Here is a 15,725-nt window from a genome sequence, read left to right as displayed (position 1 = left end):
CCCGGCGCTCCGGATACGGGAGATTCGATCATGGCGATGACGTACCGCACCGCGGTGGCGCAGCGGACCGGACCCCGTGGCCGGCTGGCGGCCGGATTCGACGGCCGGTGCACGGGGTGCGGCACCGAGTATGCAGCGGAAGTCGTTTCGCGGGAATACGTGGTGCTGCGCGTGGCGGGCGGCACGTGCCCCACGTGCAATCCGGCCCAGGGCGGTGGCGCCGCCGGCGAAGCGGCGCCGACGGTCAAGGTGTGGTGGGACGCTCCCAACGGGGAAACGCCGCGCTGGAAGACGTCCGGGCTGCCCGTCGACGAATCGTCCACGGGCGGCGAGCGGACGCGGCCCAGGGACCGGGACGCCGCCGTGGACGCGGAGTGGCTGGACGTCGGCTCGCCGAAAGAGTCCTTCAGCCCGTCGGAGTGGGACGTCATCGCGGCGGCCTGGCGGCCGGAGAGCTGTGACATCTTCGGCTCGCTGGCGGTCGTGATCAAGAAGTTCTGGTCGGCTGTCCCGGCCGGCTCGACGGCCGAGCTGGTGATCCGGCTGGCCCATGTGCCCGCGCCGGTCGCGGCACTCATCTCGGACCTGCTGGCGCGGTGTTTCGACGCCGAGACGGGGCAGCACTTCCACGCACTGGACAGCCTGCTTCACCGGCTGGGCATCCTGTTGTGCGCTGGTACCGGGCGGATCTCGGGGTGCGGTGCGGTGCGCGCCGAACTCGGCCGGGCCCCGGCGGCCGCCGATCGGGTGCTCCTCGACCGGCCGGACTTCGTGCGAGTGCGCACCAAGATCGCCGGCGCGAGCCCACTGCCGATGGGGGACGCCCTCGAGCTGTCGAGGCCGGAGCCCCTCCCGTCCGGGAGTGAACCGGCGCCCGTCGAACCGCCGCGAGAGCCCGACAACCCCCTGGCACGCGAACTGGCGCGGCTGGCACGCCGAGGCGAGCTTTCCCGGGCTCCGGCCGTTTTCGGCTCATGACCCGCAAATCCTTCGCGCCGACGCCGGGGCAGGTGGAGGCCTTCGACGAACTCCGGGTGCTCGCCCGTGCGTCGGGGGGCGATCTCGCTGTGGTCGGGGTAGGTGAGCCGACCTCGGAAGAGGGACCGCTCCTGGTCGAACTGGATATCAACTGCGGCGGTGCCGGGTCCGACCGGTCGAGTGTTCCCCTCCTCGAGCACGAGCGCGTGACGATCGTGGTGCCCGCGCTGTACCCGCTCCAGCAACCTCGGGTTTTCCTCCGGCATCGCCGGTTCGCCGGGCTGCCGCACGTGGTCTGGGGCGTGTCGATCTGCCTGTACGTGGCCCAGTACGAGTGGGACCCCGGCGTCGGCATGACCGATGTGGTCACCCGGTTGGTGACGTGGTTCGAGCACGTCGCCGTGGGCACGATCACCGGCCCCGAAGTGCCATGGGACCCGCCGATCACCAACCTGGTCGGCTCGCCGGGTCGGCTGCTCGTCCGGCGGAACTTGCCGAAGGCCCTCGAGGACGACGAGTCGATCTGGCTGGCCGGTGCGGTCATCGAAAGCGTGGGCCGGCGCAAGTACGAGGTCCGGCGGTGGCTGGACCTGCGGCAGGCCGGGCAATGGGTCAAAGCGGAGCCGGCGAAGCGGAGCGCGGAGCCGGGCCGCGCTTTCCTCGCCCCGGTCGTCGCGCTGCCGGGGCCGGTCGACTTCAACTACCCCACGCAGCTCGCTGGGCTTCTGGCCGGCCTCAGAAGCCAGGGGCTCGACTCGTCGGCTTGCGCTTCGCTGATCGACTGGGCCCGGTTGTCGGCCGCCGCCGCCGCGGCGGCCGGAGCCGAGCAGCCGGGCGCGGAGCCCCTGGGCTTGATCCTGCTGGGCAGCCGGGCCAGGCCCGACTCGCCGATCCGGGGACGGATCGCGCACTTCGCGGCCTGGTGGGCGGATTTCGGGCTCGAGGAGCGCGAGGTGCGGTGGATGCGGGTCGAAGACCAGCGTCCGAGCATCACACTCCGCCGTGACCACCGGCGTCCCGCCCGCTGGCTCCACGGCAAGCGAGTGCTCGTCCTTGGCTGCGGAGCCCTCGGTGCGCCGATAGCCGAATTCTGCGTGCGCGGTGGCGCCCGGCGCGTGCGGCTGGTCGACCAGGGGTTCGTGCACCACGGCTTGCTTGTCCGCCAGCCTTACGGCTACGACGATATCGGGTTTCCCAAGGCCGAGGTCCTCGGCGAGCGGCTGCGCCGGACGTCCCCCGACGTGGCGATCGAGGACTCGGTGGCCGACGCGGTCGAGCTCGTCCGGAGCGAAGCCGGGCTGGCCGAGGCCGATCTGGTCGTCGACGCCACGGCCAATCGCGCGGTGGCCGCGGCGCTCGAGCTGACGTGGCGGGACCGCGCCGACCACCCACCGCTGCTGTCCGTCATGGTCAGCCACCGCTGCGAGATCGGCATCGGCACGCTCGCGTTGCCGGGGTCGGGAGTGGCCGGGGTGGACGTCCTCCGGCAGCTGCTGCTGGCGGCGAGCGAAGACGACGGACTGCGCGACGTGCTGGACGACCTGCTCCCGGACGTGCCCAGGGCGGAGGTGTTCCAGCCGGAGCCCGGGTGTTCTGATCCCACCTTCGCCGGCTCCGCCGCGGATTTGGCCGGGTTCGCCGGCCTGCTGTTCACCGACGCACTCGCGCTCCTCGGCTTGCCGGCCCCGGAAGGTGTCCTGACTCCGCGGAAGTACGCGACGGTCGTGCGGTCTCCCAGCGGAGACTCGCCGGGCGCGCCGGCGCAGCGGCTCCAGTGGACCAACGACGTCGTCCGGCCGGAAGCAGGCCATGGTTACCAGGCGCGAATAGCCCCTGCCGCCTTCGCGGCCATCCGGCAGGAAGTGCTTCAGAGCAGGGAACTGCGCGGGCCGGAGTGCGAAACCGGCGGTCTTCTGCTCGGCCAGGTCGACCACGCCGCCAAGCTCGTCTGGATCACCGAGGCGAGTAGCCTGCCGCCGGGAAGCGCGGCCTGGGCCGATGGGCTGGTTCTGGATCCCGCAGCTCAGCGCGAGCGCACCTTTGAGCTACGGCGCCGAAGCCGGGGCTTGATCGGCTACATCGGCATGTGGCACACACACCCCCGGCACCGGGTGGAGCCGAGCGACATCGACCGGACCGCGATGGCGGAGATCACTAGGGACGACGCACCGGCCGTCTTGCTGATCCTCGGCGGGAACCAGGAGAAATGGGTGCGGTGGCTGGACGGAGCGGGACGGCCCGACTTGCACGTCGAGCTCTTTTTCCCGGGCCGGGGTCCGGGATCCGGCGAACCGCCTCGTGCTTCGCGAAAGAGGCGTGGAAATGTCTCCTGACCAGCTGGACGAGTGGTCCGAACGGCCGGGGTCGCCGTGGCCGGCGTGGACGAAGCAAGTGCTCAGCGATGCGCTGAAGAGGTCATCTCGACTTTGCGAGTACACCTACGAGATCGTCGTCCAAGGGTCTTACGCCAACAAGACGAACATCCGCGCGCACAGCGACGTCGATCTCGTGGTGCAGATGAAGTTGCCCTTCGAGGAGCACTTGGAGGGTCTTGAGCCGTGGGAGAAGTCACGTTTCCACGCGAGGTACGAGAATGCGAATTTCGGCTGGCGCGAATTTCGGCAGGATGTGATCTCCGCCCTGCGGAAGAGTTACTTCGTCACCGTGGGCGGCAAGTGCATCGACATTCAGGATTGGGACTCGCCGTTCCGGATACCGGCTGACATCGTTCCCGCCATCGAATACCGGCACTACCGGAACTTCTCCTCGGGAGGTGTCGAAACCTTCGATGAAGGCATCTACTTCGAAGACGGCTCCGGGGCGGCCGTGATCAGCTTCCCGAAGCAGCACCTGAAGAACGGCAACCGGAAGGACGCCGAAACCGGCGGGCGCTTCAAGCAGGTGGTCCGAACGGTGAAGAACGCGCGGCTCCACCTGATGGACATCGAGACCGACGAACGGGCTAAGGTCTTGTCGTCCTACTTCATCGAGTGCCTTTTCTACAACGTGCCGAACGATGAGTACCGCCAGTCCACGCTGCACGCGGCATACGGCCGATCCTTGTCCTGGCTGGCGTCGAACCTCGACCTCGCCGGCGATTTCGTCTGCCAGAACGAACTGGTCGACCTCTTCGTGGGCAATCGGACGGTCTGGTCGGTCGACTCGGTGCAATACCTGGCAACCACCTTGGCCTGCGGGAGGTAGCGCCTGGAGTCGCGTCGAAGGCGAGGCGTCGGCGCTGGCAGGCCGACGTCGTAGTGGAGCGGTGGCGGGTGGAGATCACTCGAGCGAAGTGCAGTGCGCGTCGAGAGCACCAGGCATCGTGTCGGCAATCCGCACCTGGATCGGTCAGCTCGGGATGCCGAGTCCGACCTGTGCTCCGAGGTGACGGAGGTACCGACCTGTCCACGGCACAGTGCCGCTGTTCCGCAGTCGCCACACCCTTTTCGAACCTTTGTCCGGCGGCATGACGGTCCCGTCCGGATCGTGACATCGGCGACGAATGTGCCTTGCCTCCGGCGGACGGATTGCGCGGTCGGTCATCGCGGCGCGGCGACCACTTCGATGTAGGTCGACCAGAGCTGGCCGTCCCCGGAGTCGGCCTCCTCGTAGAAGGTCACCAGGTCCCAGTTCGGTGCGTCCCGGCCGCGTTCGACGTTACTGAGGAGGCCCTTGCCGATGCCGGGCTCGCATCGTTCAACTCCGGTCGCACGGTTTATCGTGATTGGCGGCTTCTGAAAGCCACTCATAGGTAGAGCGCGGGTTCAGCCAGCGTAGCGCTACCGTCTTGTGGTTAGGTGTAATTTCTGTTATTGCGACTCGGTTCTCGGACGGCGTAATGAGCCATGTAGCTATTTGTGCTTGCGCCCATTCTTTTGTCGGATCAGCAAGGATGATCGCGAGAAAGAAGTCGAAGGCAAGCTCGGGGTCGGCGAGCAGGCCCTGGTAGGTAGCGAGATCTCGGGGGCTTGGCGCGGCTGGAGCCGCGAGGTGGGTGTGCCATTCGCCGACCCACACGCTTCGGTCTTGCTCGAACGCCCAATCGCCGAGCGCCTGCGCATGATTGAGATCGCGTTGGAAGAATGTCGGTCGTCGAGTGGCGTGTCGACCGGGGCCTCCGGCATGACGGACAACGAGGCTGCTGCCCGCTGTGGTGCCGAGTAGAATCCCGCCGGTTTCGGTGCCGTCGCGCGAGGCTTGTGCCTCGTGGGCGATTGCATCGACAACGGACGTGGCGACGATGATAGAGGCGGGGACGGTGTCTGTCACGGCTTCCCACAGGTAGGGCAGTCATCACGCGGCGGCGCGACGGTGGGCACCCAGCGAGTGTTGCCGGTGTAGCCGAGGTCGTAGGGGCCGGGCCATCCGCGGCGTGCTTGGAGGGCAAGGTTGAGCTGCTCGCCGGGAAGGCGGTGGGTGTAGTGGCCGGCCTTTTCCAGCACAGTTGCGGTAGTGATCTTGGCAGCCAGATCGCCCACAATAGCGAGGTCAGAGCCGACGGCCGTCATAGGTTGATGCAAGGTTCCGGTGCCGTAGCCGGCCTCGAGTGCTGGTTCGGGATCGAAGGTGCCGTCGTCGATGAGTGCCTGGCGGCGGCAAAGGAGGCAACCGTGGTCTGGGAACGGGCGTAGCCGGATGATCTCTCCAATGCCGCCATCGTCCAGGACGCAGGCTAGGACCGCAGGCTTTCCGGCGCGGCGTGCGAGGTGGCTGACCGTTCGTCGCGGAGCAACGCCATCGGCGCAGCAGAGAACGATGTCTGTTGTGGACAGTAAGCCGCGAATCTCGTGCGCGTCGTCGACGACATCGTAGCGGTATGGAACAATCCTTGTGTCGCTGCGCTGGTCTGCGAGGTGCTCGCGGAGCGCGTCGACTTTGAAATGGCCCACATGGCGGCCAGGAAGCACGTGGCGCACCAGGTTGTGCCACATCAGTCGATCTGGGTCGACCAGTAAGAGCTGGCCGACGCCGTAACCTGCGAGCGCCGTGACGGCTGCGCCGCCGATGCTGCCGACGCCAACCACCGTGACCGTCGTTTTGGCCAGGTCGTCTATCGGCCAATGAGCCGCGAGCCGGCTCGTACCTACCTCTGCGGGCTCGGCTGCGACATTGACGCCTGAAACTCCGTCGCGCGTGACGAACCACGCCGCGAACGTCGGAATAGGGTTGACATCGTGCGGCGGGAATGCGGCTCCAGGGGCGTACGTGAGGACGATATAGCCGAGTGCGCCCGGATCGGTCAAGGGGCCTGGAATCCGCTTGACGAACTCGTCACGCGGAACGCAGAACTGATCACCACGTCGGATGAGTTCGTACCACCAGCAGTGCAGTTCCACCGATACCCGGAACCAAAGTCCGTTAACGCCGGTGTCACCCTGATTGAGTCGGTGTGTCTTAGGAGCCAAGGGTACCTGGTAGCCGACTTCGCCGACCTTGACGTAACTGAGCAACATCAGATCGTCGGCTGACGAGTGCTTGAACCTGATCGCCCCCGATGTTCCGGCGTTCGGAGCCATGAGGCGTCGGAGTCCATTACGCGGAAGCAGGAGGACGGTACTTGTCATCGTTCCTCCTCCGCGTCGACGCTCGGCACGGATTCGGCGGCCTTTTGGTGCGCGTCGGTGCTATCGAGCTGTTGGCCGGTGATAGTGATCAAGTCGTCCAGAGACGAGTCGCTCACAATTCCGTGCAGGGTCATCTGCTCCAGGGCACCGGCCTTCATCAGCGCATACTCGACGCGCCACGCCGCTGCCTTGATAATGATGTCGCAGACAGAATCGCGGGGGTCCCAGGCAGTGTCGGTCTGGAACTGACATAAGCTGCCGTCGCCGTTCACATGCCATTGATGCTGTGTGCACTCCACGGGTTCCGGTCGTGGATCGACGGGAAAGATCCGCGGCGGCACCATCGGGTACGCCTGGCGGTAGGCGATCTCGACTTGCAGGCCACGTCCGCCGAGGAGGAACGCCAGCCCAGTTGGTTCAGGCCGCCTCAACGGCCACATGGACAGCCTGCCGCTCCACCCACCTGCGCCGACGGCGTGCCAGGTCAGCTCAGGAAAGGAGGCGGCGATCTCGCGCTGATCTCGTGCGAAGCGTGAGGGTTCGGCTTCCCACCAAGGGGTTGCCGCGAAATCCGCTTTACCGATCATGATCGTAGTCACCCCTGGGGGGCGTCCTTGATCGGCCGTTTGGCGACCGCGGGAGTGATCAGTGCGGGACTGGTGTTGACCTTGCCTTCCGGAGCTGGGAAGTCGCTGCCGAAAACGTCCCGCCAGAGCTTCTTCGCGTCGTCGGTGTAGCCGTTGGCGGCGGCGTCACATGCCTGGTCGGCGAGGTCCGCGGCGTTCAGCAGGGACTCGCGCAAACCGACGCGGTCAAGATCGGGTTGAATCTCCCCACAGACGCCGGCAGGGTCAACGACCGGTCCGTCTCCCACCGCGGTCGCCGCCGCGGTGAAGAACCGGCGAAGTGCGTTAGGCCGGGTGTCGACGGGGAGGTGGTGTAGGGCGAGAACCTCCATCACCAACGACTTGACCTCGCCCTCCACTTCGGCGCGCTTGCGCCACTTCTTGACCACGCGCACTAGTCGAAGGAAGCAGTCCCAGTTTGCGCTGCGCTGGGCGATCTCCCGCACCAGGTATTGAGGGTTGGCAGGGATCCACAGCGAACTGTCGTTGTCGGTTTTTTCGGGGATGAGGAGCCTGCCGTTGTCGTCCAGCGCGGGCATGGCATCTACGGTGAACCCCTCGGGAGCGCCGGGGAGGTCAATGAAGCACTTCACCGCGTGCGGGCGCGGATCGGCACGTCGGACCAGCTTCTCGACTGTGCCGCTGTTGCCGAGCAATGTGGTGATCTTGCCTTGCAGCAGGTCGAGGGAGTCGGCGGCGGTGTTGTTGCCCGGCTCGCCCCAACCGGGGTGGTCGTCAGGGTCGAACACGACCACGAGGTCGACGTCGTGGATCAGCGGTCCGGTGTGCGTGCCGCGGCGCAGGGAGCCTGATCCCCATACCTCGATAATGTCGGCCTCGGCGCCGAGGGCGGCCTTGAATGTGTCGCGGCGGTCCCGTGCCTCCTTGACCTGGGTGGGGTCGGCATCGACCGTCTTCTGGTACTCGTCGAACGCCTCGTTCAAGCTCATACGGCGCTTTCCTTTCGCCTCGGCCTCGCCCGGCTGCGAATCGGCAGGTCAAAGCGGTGTGGTGACCTGTAGGTCCCGCTGAGCGGAGCCCTCCCCGACAGCGTAAGTGTCACCACCGACAATTCCGTGCGTCCGGGGCGTGGCCCGCGATGTGTCGACCGCGGTAACATCGCGCGACGCTACTGGTCGCCCGACGACGTCAGCGTGCGAGCCACGTTGGCGACGGTCGTCCGGTATGTGGCTCGGCAGCTCGGCGGAGGCCGGGTACGAGCACCGAGGTTCAGAAGACCGTTGCCTCGCTGTCTGCAACTGAAGCGACGTTGTCAGGGGCGCGATCGCGGTCGGCGCCAGCTCGACGGCGAGTCCCACGTGCTCCGCGAGCGCCGAGCCATGGTGGCGGGTGTCGTGGGCATACGAGCAGTGTCCTACGCGCTCGACGAGCCTGGTGGAGGCGTGGTCGTACTAGGTAGGCAGCGCAAGCCTCGCGGGTGACCGGTACCTTCCACGTGTCCGCAACATATTCGAGCTGGCAGGGGCTCGCCGATACTTCGCTGTGCGGTCCAGCGTTTCAGAGGTTGATGTTGCCGTGGATGTCGCGCGCTTGCACCACTTTGCCGGTGACGTTCCCGTGACCTGGTTGTGGACGCCGCCGTGAGTGCGTTCGGTGTCCGGGAGCCTGTGCCACTCCGTTCGGAGGGCGTCGGCGAACGCCTTGTCGTCGGATTCGGCTCGGTGCAGGCGTTCGGCGAGTGCTTTGACTGGTTGCGGGTCGTCCGGAGCCGTCATGGCCGCCTCGAGGGCGGCGGTGCTGGCCGGATCCTTCGCGAACTTGCGTCTCACCAGGTCGTACAGGCTGGTCGCGCTCTTCGCGGCGAGTGCAGCGGCGATGGCGACCAGGATGGGTTCGGGCATGGGTTCAGCGTGGCCGTGGCTGTGGCCGGGAGCCATTCGTTCACTGTCGCGCCGGCGGCTATCTGGATCCGGATTCGGCGCAGACTGCCTTTGGCTGCGGCGTCGCTGGTCAGGGCGAAGTCCGCCAGCTTGCTCTGGTGCACGGAGGTTCCCCGCGCGAAGATCGCGACCGCTCCGTCCGGGTGGCAGCAGACGAGGCCGCCTTGGCCGGCGATGGCGGTGACCTCGAGGGTCTGGCGAGGATGGTCAGAGCGGTGACGTTGTTCGCTTGCAGTTCCGCGAGGGCTGCTTCCGGGCTTCGCGATCCGAACGGGCGGTCCATCAAGCGGCTGACCCCGTTGTAGTCGCGGCGGCAGACGGCGTCGTGCACAGCACGCACGTGACGAAGAACGTGACTATCCGGACACCAGGGGGTAGTTCGAGGACGAACCTGCTCAGCAACGTCGACTTGCCCGTCCAGGGGTCGGCACGCCACCAGGCTAGGCACTCGCGGTGTCGGGCGAAGTACAGAACCTGGCCAGCTCGTTGAGCTCCTCGTCGCGATCGACCAAGCACCGAGGAGTGAACGACTCGATCCGCGTCAGGTAGTAACTGCGCGGTGGTTCGCCGTTGCCCACATGCACGCCGTGCACGGTCGCAGCCTGGATTGCCGGACCGGTGACCTTGCCCGAAGCCGAGTTCGGTATCACCTGGTCATCATCCTGGATCGCACCGTAGTCCCGGTTCAGTTCACCGGGCTGGAACCATGGTGGTACCCACCGTGGAGGTGGCCCACCTGGATCGCCGTGCCGAACTCGCCGCCGCTGATCAAGTTTGTCGTCACCGGTAGTTGAGGTGGTGGATCGATCTTCGGAGACGGCCCGGGGACGGCGGCGCCCAAGCCGTGGCGCAGGAGGTCGCCGCTGGGGCGCGGCACGTACAAGCGGACCGTGCCCGAGTACTCCTTCACCGCCACTGGCTGTGCCACGACCAGGGATGGCGGGAGCGGCGCGTATTCCGTCAAGACGACGTCTTCGTATACTCGCTCGGACAGCGCCACTGCGAGGAAGGTCTGTCCGGGGTCGGAACGTGTGAGGAGGTCGCGGACCTCAGGCGCGTCGAGCAGCCGGTGGGTGGTGATCACTGCGCCGCCGACTGCGGCGGCTGAGCCACGGCTGGGGGCCAGGACGGGGCCGACGTTCAAGCTTGCCCGCATCCGCATCCGCGCGTGGCCCGGGCCGGACGATCGGGCGTCTCGTTCCGCGAGGACATCCTGCAGCGTGTCGAAGAGCCGCATCACCACCGTCGGCAGGTGCCGCGTGGCGAACCCGAGTCCGAATCCGTCGCCGGTACCGTGGGGGAAGAGCGCGTCAGCCCAGACGTCTGTCAGCCCCGCGCGTTCGAAAGCCAGCGCCAGCACACCGGGGATCTCCTCCGCGAGAACCGCCTGGCCTCGGTCGGAATGACCGCCGAACCCCTTGGTATCCACGACCAGCACGGCTCGGTACGGCGGTAGTTCGACCTCGCCCGTCATCCTGCTCCTAGCTTTGTCGTTGCGATCTCGGTCAGTATCGCTCGTGGACCGCCCGCCGGGCTCGCGATGTCCATGAACTGTCACTTCAGCGCGATGGTGACCATCGCGTCCGGATGGTCCAGCTGGCGGGCAAAGGGATACTCGCAGTTGGGTGCCAACGCTTGGTCTAAGAGTGGCGGGGTGGGGTCAAGTTTGGCACGGCGACGGTCACGGACGGCAACGAGTTCTGGCTTGCGGACCACGATCTTGTCGGATTAGGCGTGCGCAATGGGAGACAGAATACTCCGAGTTATCGGCTCGTTCAGGGCCTGAACTCCCACGGCGTCGAAGTGGAGCCGGGGCACGACGGCCGCGACCCGTTCGGACTCGATGGCTGACCCCGGTGCGTGCAGGGCTGGTTGGTCGAAACTGGATTGGCGGCTCCAAGTCGAGCGCCGCGCGGCCCGCACCTTCTCCACCGCTGAGAACGTCTAGCACGGCGAAAGCGCAGTGGAAGTCGAGCAGGTGATCGTCGCGGACGTCCCCTCGACCGCTAGGAGCCCAGTCGCTCGGCGCGTCAAGCACGCCGCGCAGCGGCAAACGTCCAGGTACGCCCAGCTGCCCCGTATCAGGAAGGGTCAGCTCAGGCGGGTGAAGACGAATGTGGCGGTGCGGCCGGCGTCATCGCTCCATTCGCCTTCGTACCGGAGCCGGCTGGGATCGGCCGAGACGAGCACCCCTCGGTAGGTCTGATTGCCGTCGCCATCGGAGTCGGTGGCCGAGAAGCCCCTGGGGGCCGGGGCGGCCGCCGCGACGAAGTTGCTGCTCCCCGCCGAGCCATCAACGGTCCACTGGCCGCCATAGCAGGGCGCCATGCCGGCGCACCGCCTATCGTCGAGTCGGCGCAAAGTGATCGTGGCAGTGTCCGGATCGGTCCAAAAATTGCCCTTGACGTGCTTTTGGGAGAAGACGATCTGCCATTGCCCGGTCAGGTCAGGGGCAGCAGTAGGGGGGTGGTCAGGGACCGTCGCGCCGTCGGCGGAACCACCGAGCAGTTCGCCGGGGCCGGAGCCGGGTGGCGGCGACGGCCGGGCGGCCGGATCGGGCGACGAAACGGCCGGAGGCGGCGCGGGCAACGGCGGGGCCGCTGCGCTTGGCGAGGCACCGGCCGCCGGCGGTGCGCTCGTCTCCGGCGGAACCCTCGGCGCCGCTAGCGCGGACAACGAGCTCGGCGCAGTACTGGCCGAAACGGGCGCGCCTGCGGAAGCAGGCAGCCCGAATAGCACACCGGCCAGTAGCAGGATCGCGGCGACGGCCTTGCGCAGCACGGCCGGGTACTCCTGCGCCAGCCTGAGCGCCGTGCCGTCGAGGACCGGAACCCGAAGGAGCAGCTGGGAGACGGTTTCCGCGCACTGGCCGAGAAGTCCGGGCATGCGGTTGACCAGCTTGTGGTGCAGGGCGCCGGCCCGGTCGGCGAGCCGCCGGTGACCGTGCGCCGTGGCGGAGTCGATCAGCGCCGTGAGGAGCTCGGTCGCTTCCGCTACCCGCCCGCTGTCGGCCCGGCGCGTGGCCAGCGCGTACGTGAAGTAGGCGATGTCGGTAAGGGAGCCCGTGTTCCGGGCCGCGCGGAGGCCGAGCGCGAGAACGTCGTCGCCACGGTGCCACCACGGCGTCGGAAGCAGTTTCACCGACACGACACGCGCGAGTGCCAGGGCGTCCCACGGCCGGTCGTGCGCCAGCAGCTGGCGCAGGGTGCGTTCGAGGACGTCGAGCTCAGTCGTCAGCTGCCCGGCATCGGCCGTCTCGTGGGCCCACACGGAGATGCGGGCGAACAGCGGCCACGGCGGATCGGCCGGGGCCATCGCCTCCGGGACGTGCGGGCGCACCCGGTACCGGCCCGATTCGTCCTCGACTAGGCCCGCGTCTACGAGTTTGCGCATTCCGGCTGTGGCCAGCAGCCCAGCTCCCCAGGAAGCATCGGGGAAGACCAGCAGTTCCTGCAACGTCGTTACAGCCGGCTCACCCAGCTTGGCGAGCGCGCGGGTGACGATCATGGCGTAGGCGTCAGGATCGGCGACGTCGGACGCGATTCCCTGCACGCCGGCGGAGCGCAGCGCGGCGGCGAATTGCGTCAGCGTGCCAGGATTTCCGTCGCAGCTGTCGAAAATGCGCTCGGTCCGTTGTTTCTCCGCCGGCGAAAGCGGCGCCCCGAGCTCGTTTTCCCACAGGTCGAGCGCGTCCGCGTGGCTCAGCCCGGCCAGCGGAAGGGACTTGATCAACGAGGTGGAATCGGTGCGCCGGGCGGCGATGACGAACACGCTGCCCGGCATGGCGTCGAGCACCTGCCGGATCTCTGTGGCCGGCCACTCGACGCCGTCCAGCACCACGAGGGCACGGACGCGGCCGAGGAGGCGCCGCGCGGCCGCCCGTTCGGCGTCGAAACACTCCAGGGCGAGGTCGTGCAGCACGTCATCGGGGGTCATGCCGGGGGCGAGCACCCGCCGCAGAACTCCTTCGCAGCCCGGAACCGTGCTGGCGGACAGGACCTCTTCAGTGGCTGCGTACTGTAGAAACAGGGTCTTGCCGATGCCTGCGGGGCCGCCGACCAGCACGTGCCGCCTAGCAGCGAGCTGCTCGCGCAGTTCCGCTAGCTCGCGGTCACGGCCCAGGCACGCGGCTCGCTGCGTCCACGGCAATGAGGACGGCAGGCTCTTCCGCCGGACGGTGCCGGTGGCTCGCCGGCGCTCGTCGATGGCGTCGAGCAACCGTTCCAGCATCTGTTCGTCCAGTCCGTGCACCTGGTAGAGGTGACCGGCCTGGACCGAGGTGCCGTTGTTGACGTTGATGAGATTCGAGATCTTTCCGAGCTCGGATGCGTCCGGGCCACCGGATCCCGTGGACTCCACTGCGGATGCCCCTGTTCCTCATGCCGAAACGAAAGGAGCAGGTTAGCGCAATTCCCACGCGGGCTCGCACCGCCCCCGCGGTGTCAATCTTTTGTCCGGGAAACGTCACGGTCCGGCCACGCGATGGCCGGGTTGCGCGCGCTGCCAAACGGCGGAAGGTGGTCACGGTGACGGCCTCTTCTTGGCGGCGTCACCGCCGTGGCCGCTTACCCGTCTTGGCGTCCCGAGATGAGGCCCGGCGGAATCGCCGCTGAAGCAACCTCAGGCCGCCGAAGCCGAGCAGGCTGCTGGCGAGCAAGCTCCCAGCCGTGAGCCGTACTGCGGGGCTGCCGACAGCCTCGCGCAGCAAGGGACCGAGTGCGCCGACGATTGCGCCGACCACGGTGACGACCGCGACCAACACAAACGCCAGCCCGACCAACGCGTCTCGGCGGATCGAGTCGTCGCGAACCCAGCCGTCGATGACCATTCTCCACGGCGTGGGCGGACACTCGACGTCGTCGCCGGGAAACCGTTCCGGTGCGTCGCCCGGGACTCGTCGGCGCGGACCGCCATACTGGGATCCGGTGACTTCGAGCCGTGGAGTCCGATCCTCGCTGTTCTCCATGTTCGGTGTTTAGGCGGTGAAGGCCTGGTCAGCCCACGAGAACTTCCTCCAAAAAAAGTCGTGGGGTAGGACGACGACCGAGGCCTAGAAGGTTCGTGTACGTCGTTCCGCACGAACCGACGAAGGAGACGCAGGTGTCGGAGGCCGAGCCGTCCGCAGGCGGTCATCCGCCGCGGGCCTCGGACGCGCACCTACAACCCCGGGGCAGACGCGGATGTCCAGTTTTCCTTTATGGAAGGCGTGCTGAACGAGCTGGAAGTCAGCGGTGGGATGACCACCGACGAGGCGGACAAGGCCGATGTCGCGCGAGCGCGTCTTGCCCGTCTCGGTGGTGATGCCGAGCTCTACGAACGACTCGCCGGCCGCGGCTTCGCCGGTGTCGAGTATGACTTCTTCCGCGCTGAACTCGCCGCCTACGCCCTCCCGGTTCTGCGTTCGTTCATCAGACGCAAAATGATCTACTCGATGTGCCGCGAAGTCGGCCGACCGGTCAAACCCTCCGACCTGGTCAGCGACCACTTGGCCCGCTACGTCGATGACCGGCTCGAGCTGGCGGGTGAGACCATCGCCCGCGGTCTGCAGATGTTCGAACAGCACGCACTGCGCGGCGGTAAGTGGACACCGCAGGGGGGTGCATCTTTGAAGACGTACTTCGTAGGTGCTTGCGTGCGGAGCTTCTCCGCCGCCTACAAACGCTGGCTCGCGGAGTACGACCATCCGGATAGCGTGCCGCTGGAGTTGGCGCCTGAGCCCTGCGGAGTCGAGGACCCCGAGGCCGCGGCCGTGGGGCTTCTGACTGTCGAAGAACATCTCGACGCCATGAAACCTGTCGCTCGCGATTTGGCAGCCCGGGTGGCGCTGCGTGCCGAGACGTTCGAGGAGGCCGGTGAGGCATACGGCCTCTCGGCTCGCGCCGTCGAAGGTCATTTTTACCGGCACCGTGCCGGGACCGGTAGCTGCCGTCTTGATCAGGCGCTGCGAGTGACCAGGGAGGCGAACAGCCGGGGGAGGACGTCGGTCAGGTAACGGCTGTCGGCCCGGTCGGACAGCTCGTCGAGGATCGCGCGTTCGAGCATCGTCTCGTACAGCGCGACGATCGTGACGACGGCGCTGCGCGGATCGACGGTCAACCGCAAGTTCAGGCGGCTGAGCATGTCCTGAAGGATCTCGGCGAGTGCGTCGTGGAAGCGGGTCTCGGCGGCGGCGGTCGGTGCGCGCAGTTCGGGCTGGCGCATAGCCTGGGCGCGGAACTCCGCGTTGAGCAGGTACCAGGTTTCGTCCGCGGTCAGCGACTCCATGAACAGCAGGCCCGCTTCCCGCAGGACGTCGTCGACGGCGTCCGGCGGCGCCGCGTTGACCGCTTCGTCGACCGCAGTGCGCAGCCGCTGGGTGCGTTCTTCCATCTGGAGCTCGTAGATGGCCAGGAAAAGCTCTTCCTTGCTGGCGAAGTTGGAGTAAAAGGCGCCGCGGGTGAAGCCCGCGCGCTCGCAGATCAGCTCGACCGGCGCATCGCGGATGCCCAGCTCGGTGAATACCTCGTAGGCCGCCGCCAGGACTCGCCGCCGGGTTTCCGCGCGCCGGCGCGTCATGCCCTTCGGGCGCTCGAGATGCGTACCGCCAGCCGTCATGGCGTCCACCTTAACTTTCCCATCGCTCACCCGGTGGGGTGACCGGATACACGTTGCATCGG

13 protein-coding genes are annotated in these 15,725 nt (G+C 67.3%); 4 read left to right on the top strand and 9 right to left on the bottom strand.

Annotation, left to right across the window (positions count from 1 at the left end; all coding sequences use genetic code 11):
• The first annotated feature begins 36 nt into the window (after positions 1–36).
• Genes QSK39_RS21220 through QSK39_RS21210 form a run of 3 tightly spaced genes read left to right on the top strand, consistent with a single transcriptional unit; the run spans position 37 to position 4,182 of the window.
• Positions 37–978, top strand: a complete 942-nt coding sequence (locus tag QSK39_RS21220) for a hypothetical protein (RefSeq protein ID WP_285479502.1) — start codon at positions 37–39, stop codon at positions 976–978.
• Positions 975–3,311 (top strand): ThiF family adenylyltransferase, encoded by a 2,337-nt coding sequence (locus QSK39_RS21215; protein WP_285479501.1) that lies wholly within the window; start codon positions 975–977, stop codon positions 3,309–3,311. The genes QSK39_RS21220 and QSK39_RS21215 overlap by 4 nt, the downstream gene beginning before the upstream one ends.
• Positions 3,301–4,182 (top strand): nucleotidyltransferase domain-containing protein, encoded by an 882-nt coding sequence (locus QSK39_RS21210; RefSeq protein WP_285479500.1) that lies wholly within the window; start codon positions 3,301–3,303, stop codon positions 4,180–4,182. Before QSK39_RS21215 ends, QSK39_RS21210 begins: the two co-directional genes overlap by 11 nt.
• Positions 4,183–4,674: 492 nt before the next feature.
• Here QSK39_RS21210 and QSK39_RS21205 read toward each other — a convergent pair whose 3' ends face one another.
• The 8 genes from QSK39_RS21205 to QSK39_RS21170 all read right to left on the bottom strand — a co-directional run bounded on the left by QSK39_RS21205 (position 4,675) and on the right by QSK39_RS21170 (position 14,035).
• On the bottom strand, positions 4,675–5,247 hold the full coding sequence (locus QSK39_RS21205) for a Mov34/MPN/PAD-1 family protein (protein ID WP_285479499.1): 573 nt from the start codon (positions 5,245–5,247) through the stop codon (positions 4,675–4,677).
• Complete coding sequence (locus QSK39_RS21200; RefSeq protein WP_285479498.1) at positions 5,244–6,542, bottom strand: HesA/MoeB/ThiF family protein; 1,299 nt, start codon at positions 6,540–6,542, stop codon at positions 5,244–5,246. Before QSK39_RS21200 ends, QSK39_RS21205 begins: the two co-directional genes overlap by 4 nt.
• Entirely contained in the window at positions 6,539–7,141 is a 603-nt protein-coding gene (locus QSK39_RS21195) for a ubiquitin-conjugating enzyme family protein (RefSeq protein ID WP_285479497.1), read from the bottom strand. The genes QSK39_RS21200 and QSK39_RS21195 overlap by 4 nt, the downstream gene beginning before the upstream one ends.
• Entirely contained in the window at positions 7,138–8,118 is a 981-nt protein-coding gene (locus QSK39_RS21190) for a nucleotidyltransferase family protein (protein WP_285479496.1), read from the bottom strand. The genes QSK39_RS21195 and QSK39_RS21190 overlap by 4 nt, the downstream gene beginning before the upstream one ends.
• A 462-nt stretch (positions 8,119–8,580) precedes the next feature.
• Positions 8,581–9,030, bottom strand: a complete 450-nt coding sequence (locus tag QSK39_RS21185; RefSeq protein WP_285479495.1) for a hypothetical protein — start codon at positions 9,028–9,030, stop codon at positions 8,581–8,583.
• Between the two features lie 724 nt (positions 9,031–9,754).
• A complete protein-coding gene (locus QSK39_RS21180) occupies positions 9,755–10,543 on the bottom strand; it encodes a nucleotidyl cyclase domain-containing protein (protein ID WP_285479494.1) in 789 nt (262 codons plus the stop codon).
• Positions 10,544–11,160: 617 nt separating this feature from the next.
• Positions 11,161–13,428: a P-loop NTPase family protein gene (locus tag QSK39_RS21175; RefSeq protein WP_285479493.1), complete on the bottom strand. Its 2,268-nt coding sequence runs from the start codon at positions 13,426–13,428 to the stop codon at positions 11,161–11,163.
• A gap of 190 nt (positions 13,429–13,618) precedes the next feature.
• Entirely contained in the window at positions 13,619–14,035 is a 417-nt protein-coding gene (locus tag QSK39_RS21170; protein WP_285479492.1) for a hypothetical protein, read from the bottom strand.
• 231 nt (positions 14,036–14,266) lie between these two features.
• On the opposite strand from QSK39_RS21170, the gene QSK39_RS21165 reads away from it, so the two are divergent.
• Positions 14,267–15,061: a hypothetical protein gene (locus QSK39_RS21165; protein WP_285479491.1), complete on the top strand. Its 795-nt coding sequence runs from the start codon at positions 14,267–14,269 to the stop codon at positions 15,059–15,061.
• Here QSK39_RS21165 and QSK39_RS21160 read toward each other — a convergent pair.
• Positions 15,004–15,663, bottom strand: coding sequence for a TetR/AcrR family transcriptional regulator (locus QSK39_RS21160; protein ID WP_285479940.1), 660 nt, complete (start codon positions 15,661–15,663; stop codon positions 15,004–15,006). The genes QSK39_RS21165 and QSK39_RS21160 overlap by 58 nt on opposite strands.
• Between the last annotated feature and the right edge of the window lie 62 nt (positions 15,664–15,725).

This window comes from Amycolatopsis sp. NBRC 101858 (genome assembly GCF_030269325.1).
GTDB classification, from domain to species: Bacteria; Actinomycetota; Actinomycetes; order Mycobacteriales; family Pseudonocardiaceae; genus Amycolatopsis; species Amycolatopsis ponsaeliensis.
This window is presented reverse-complemented; position numbering and strand designations above follow the sequence as displayed.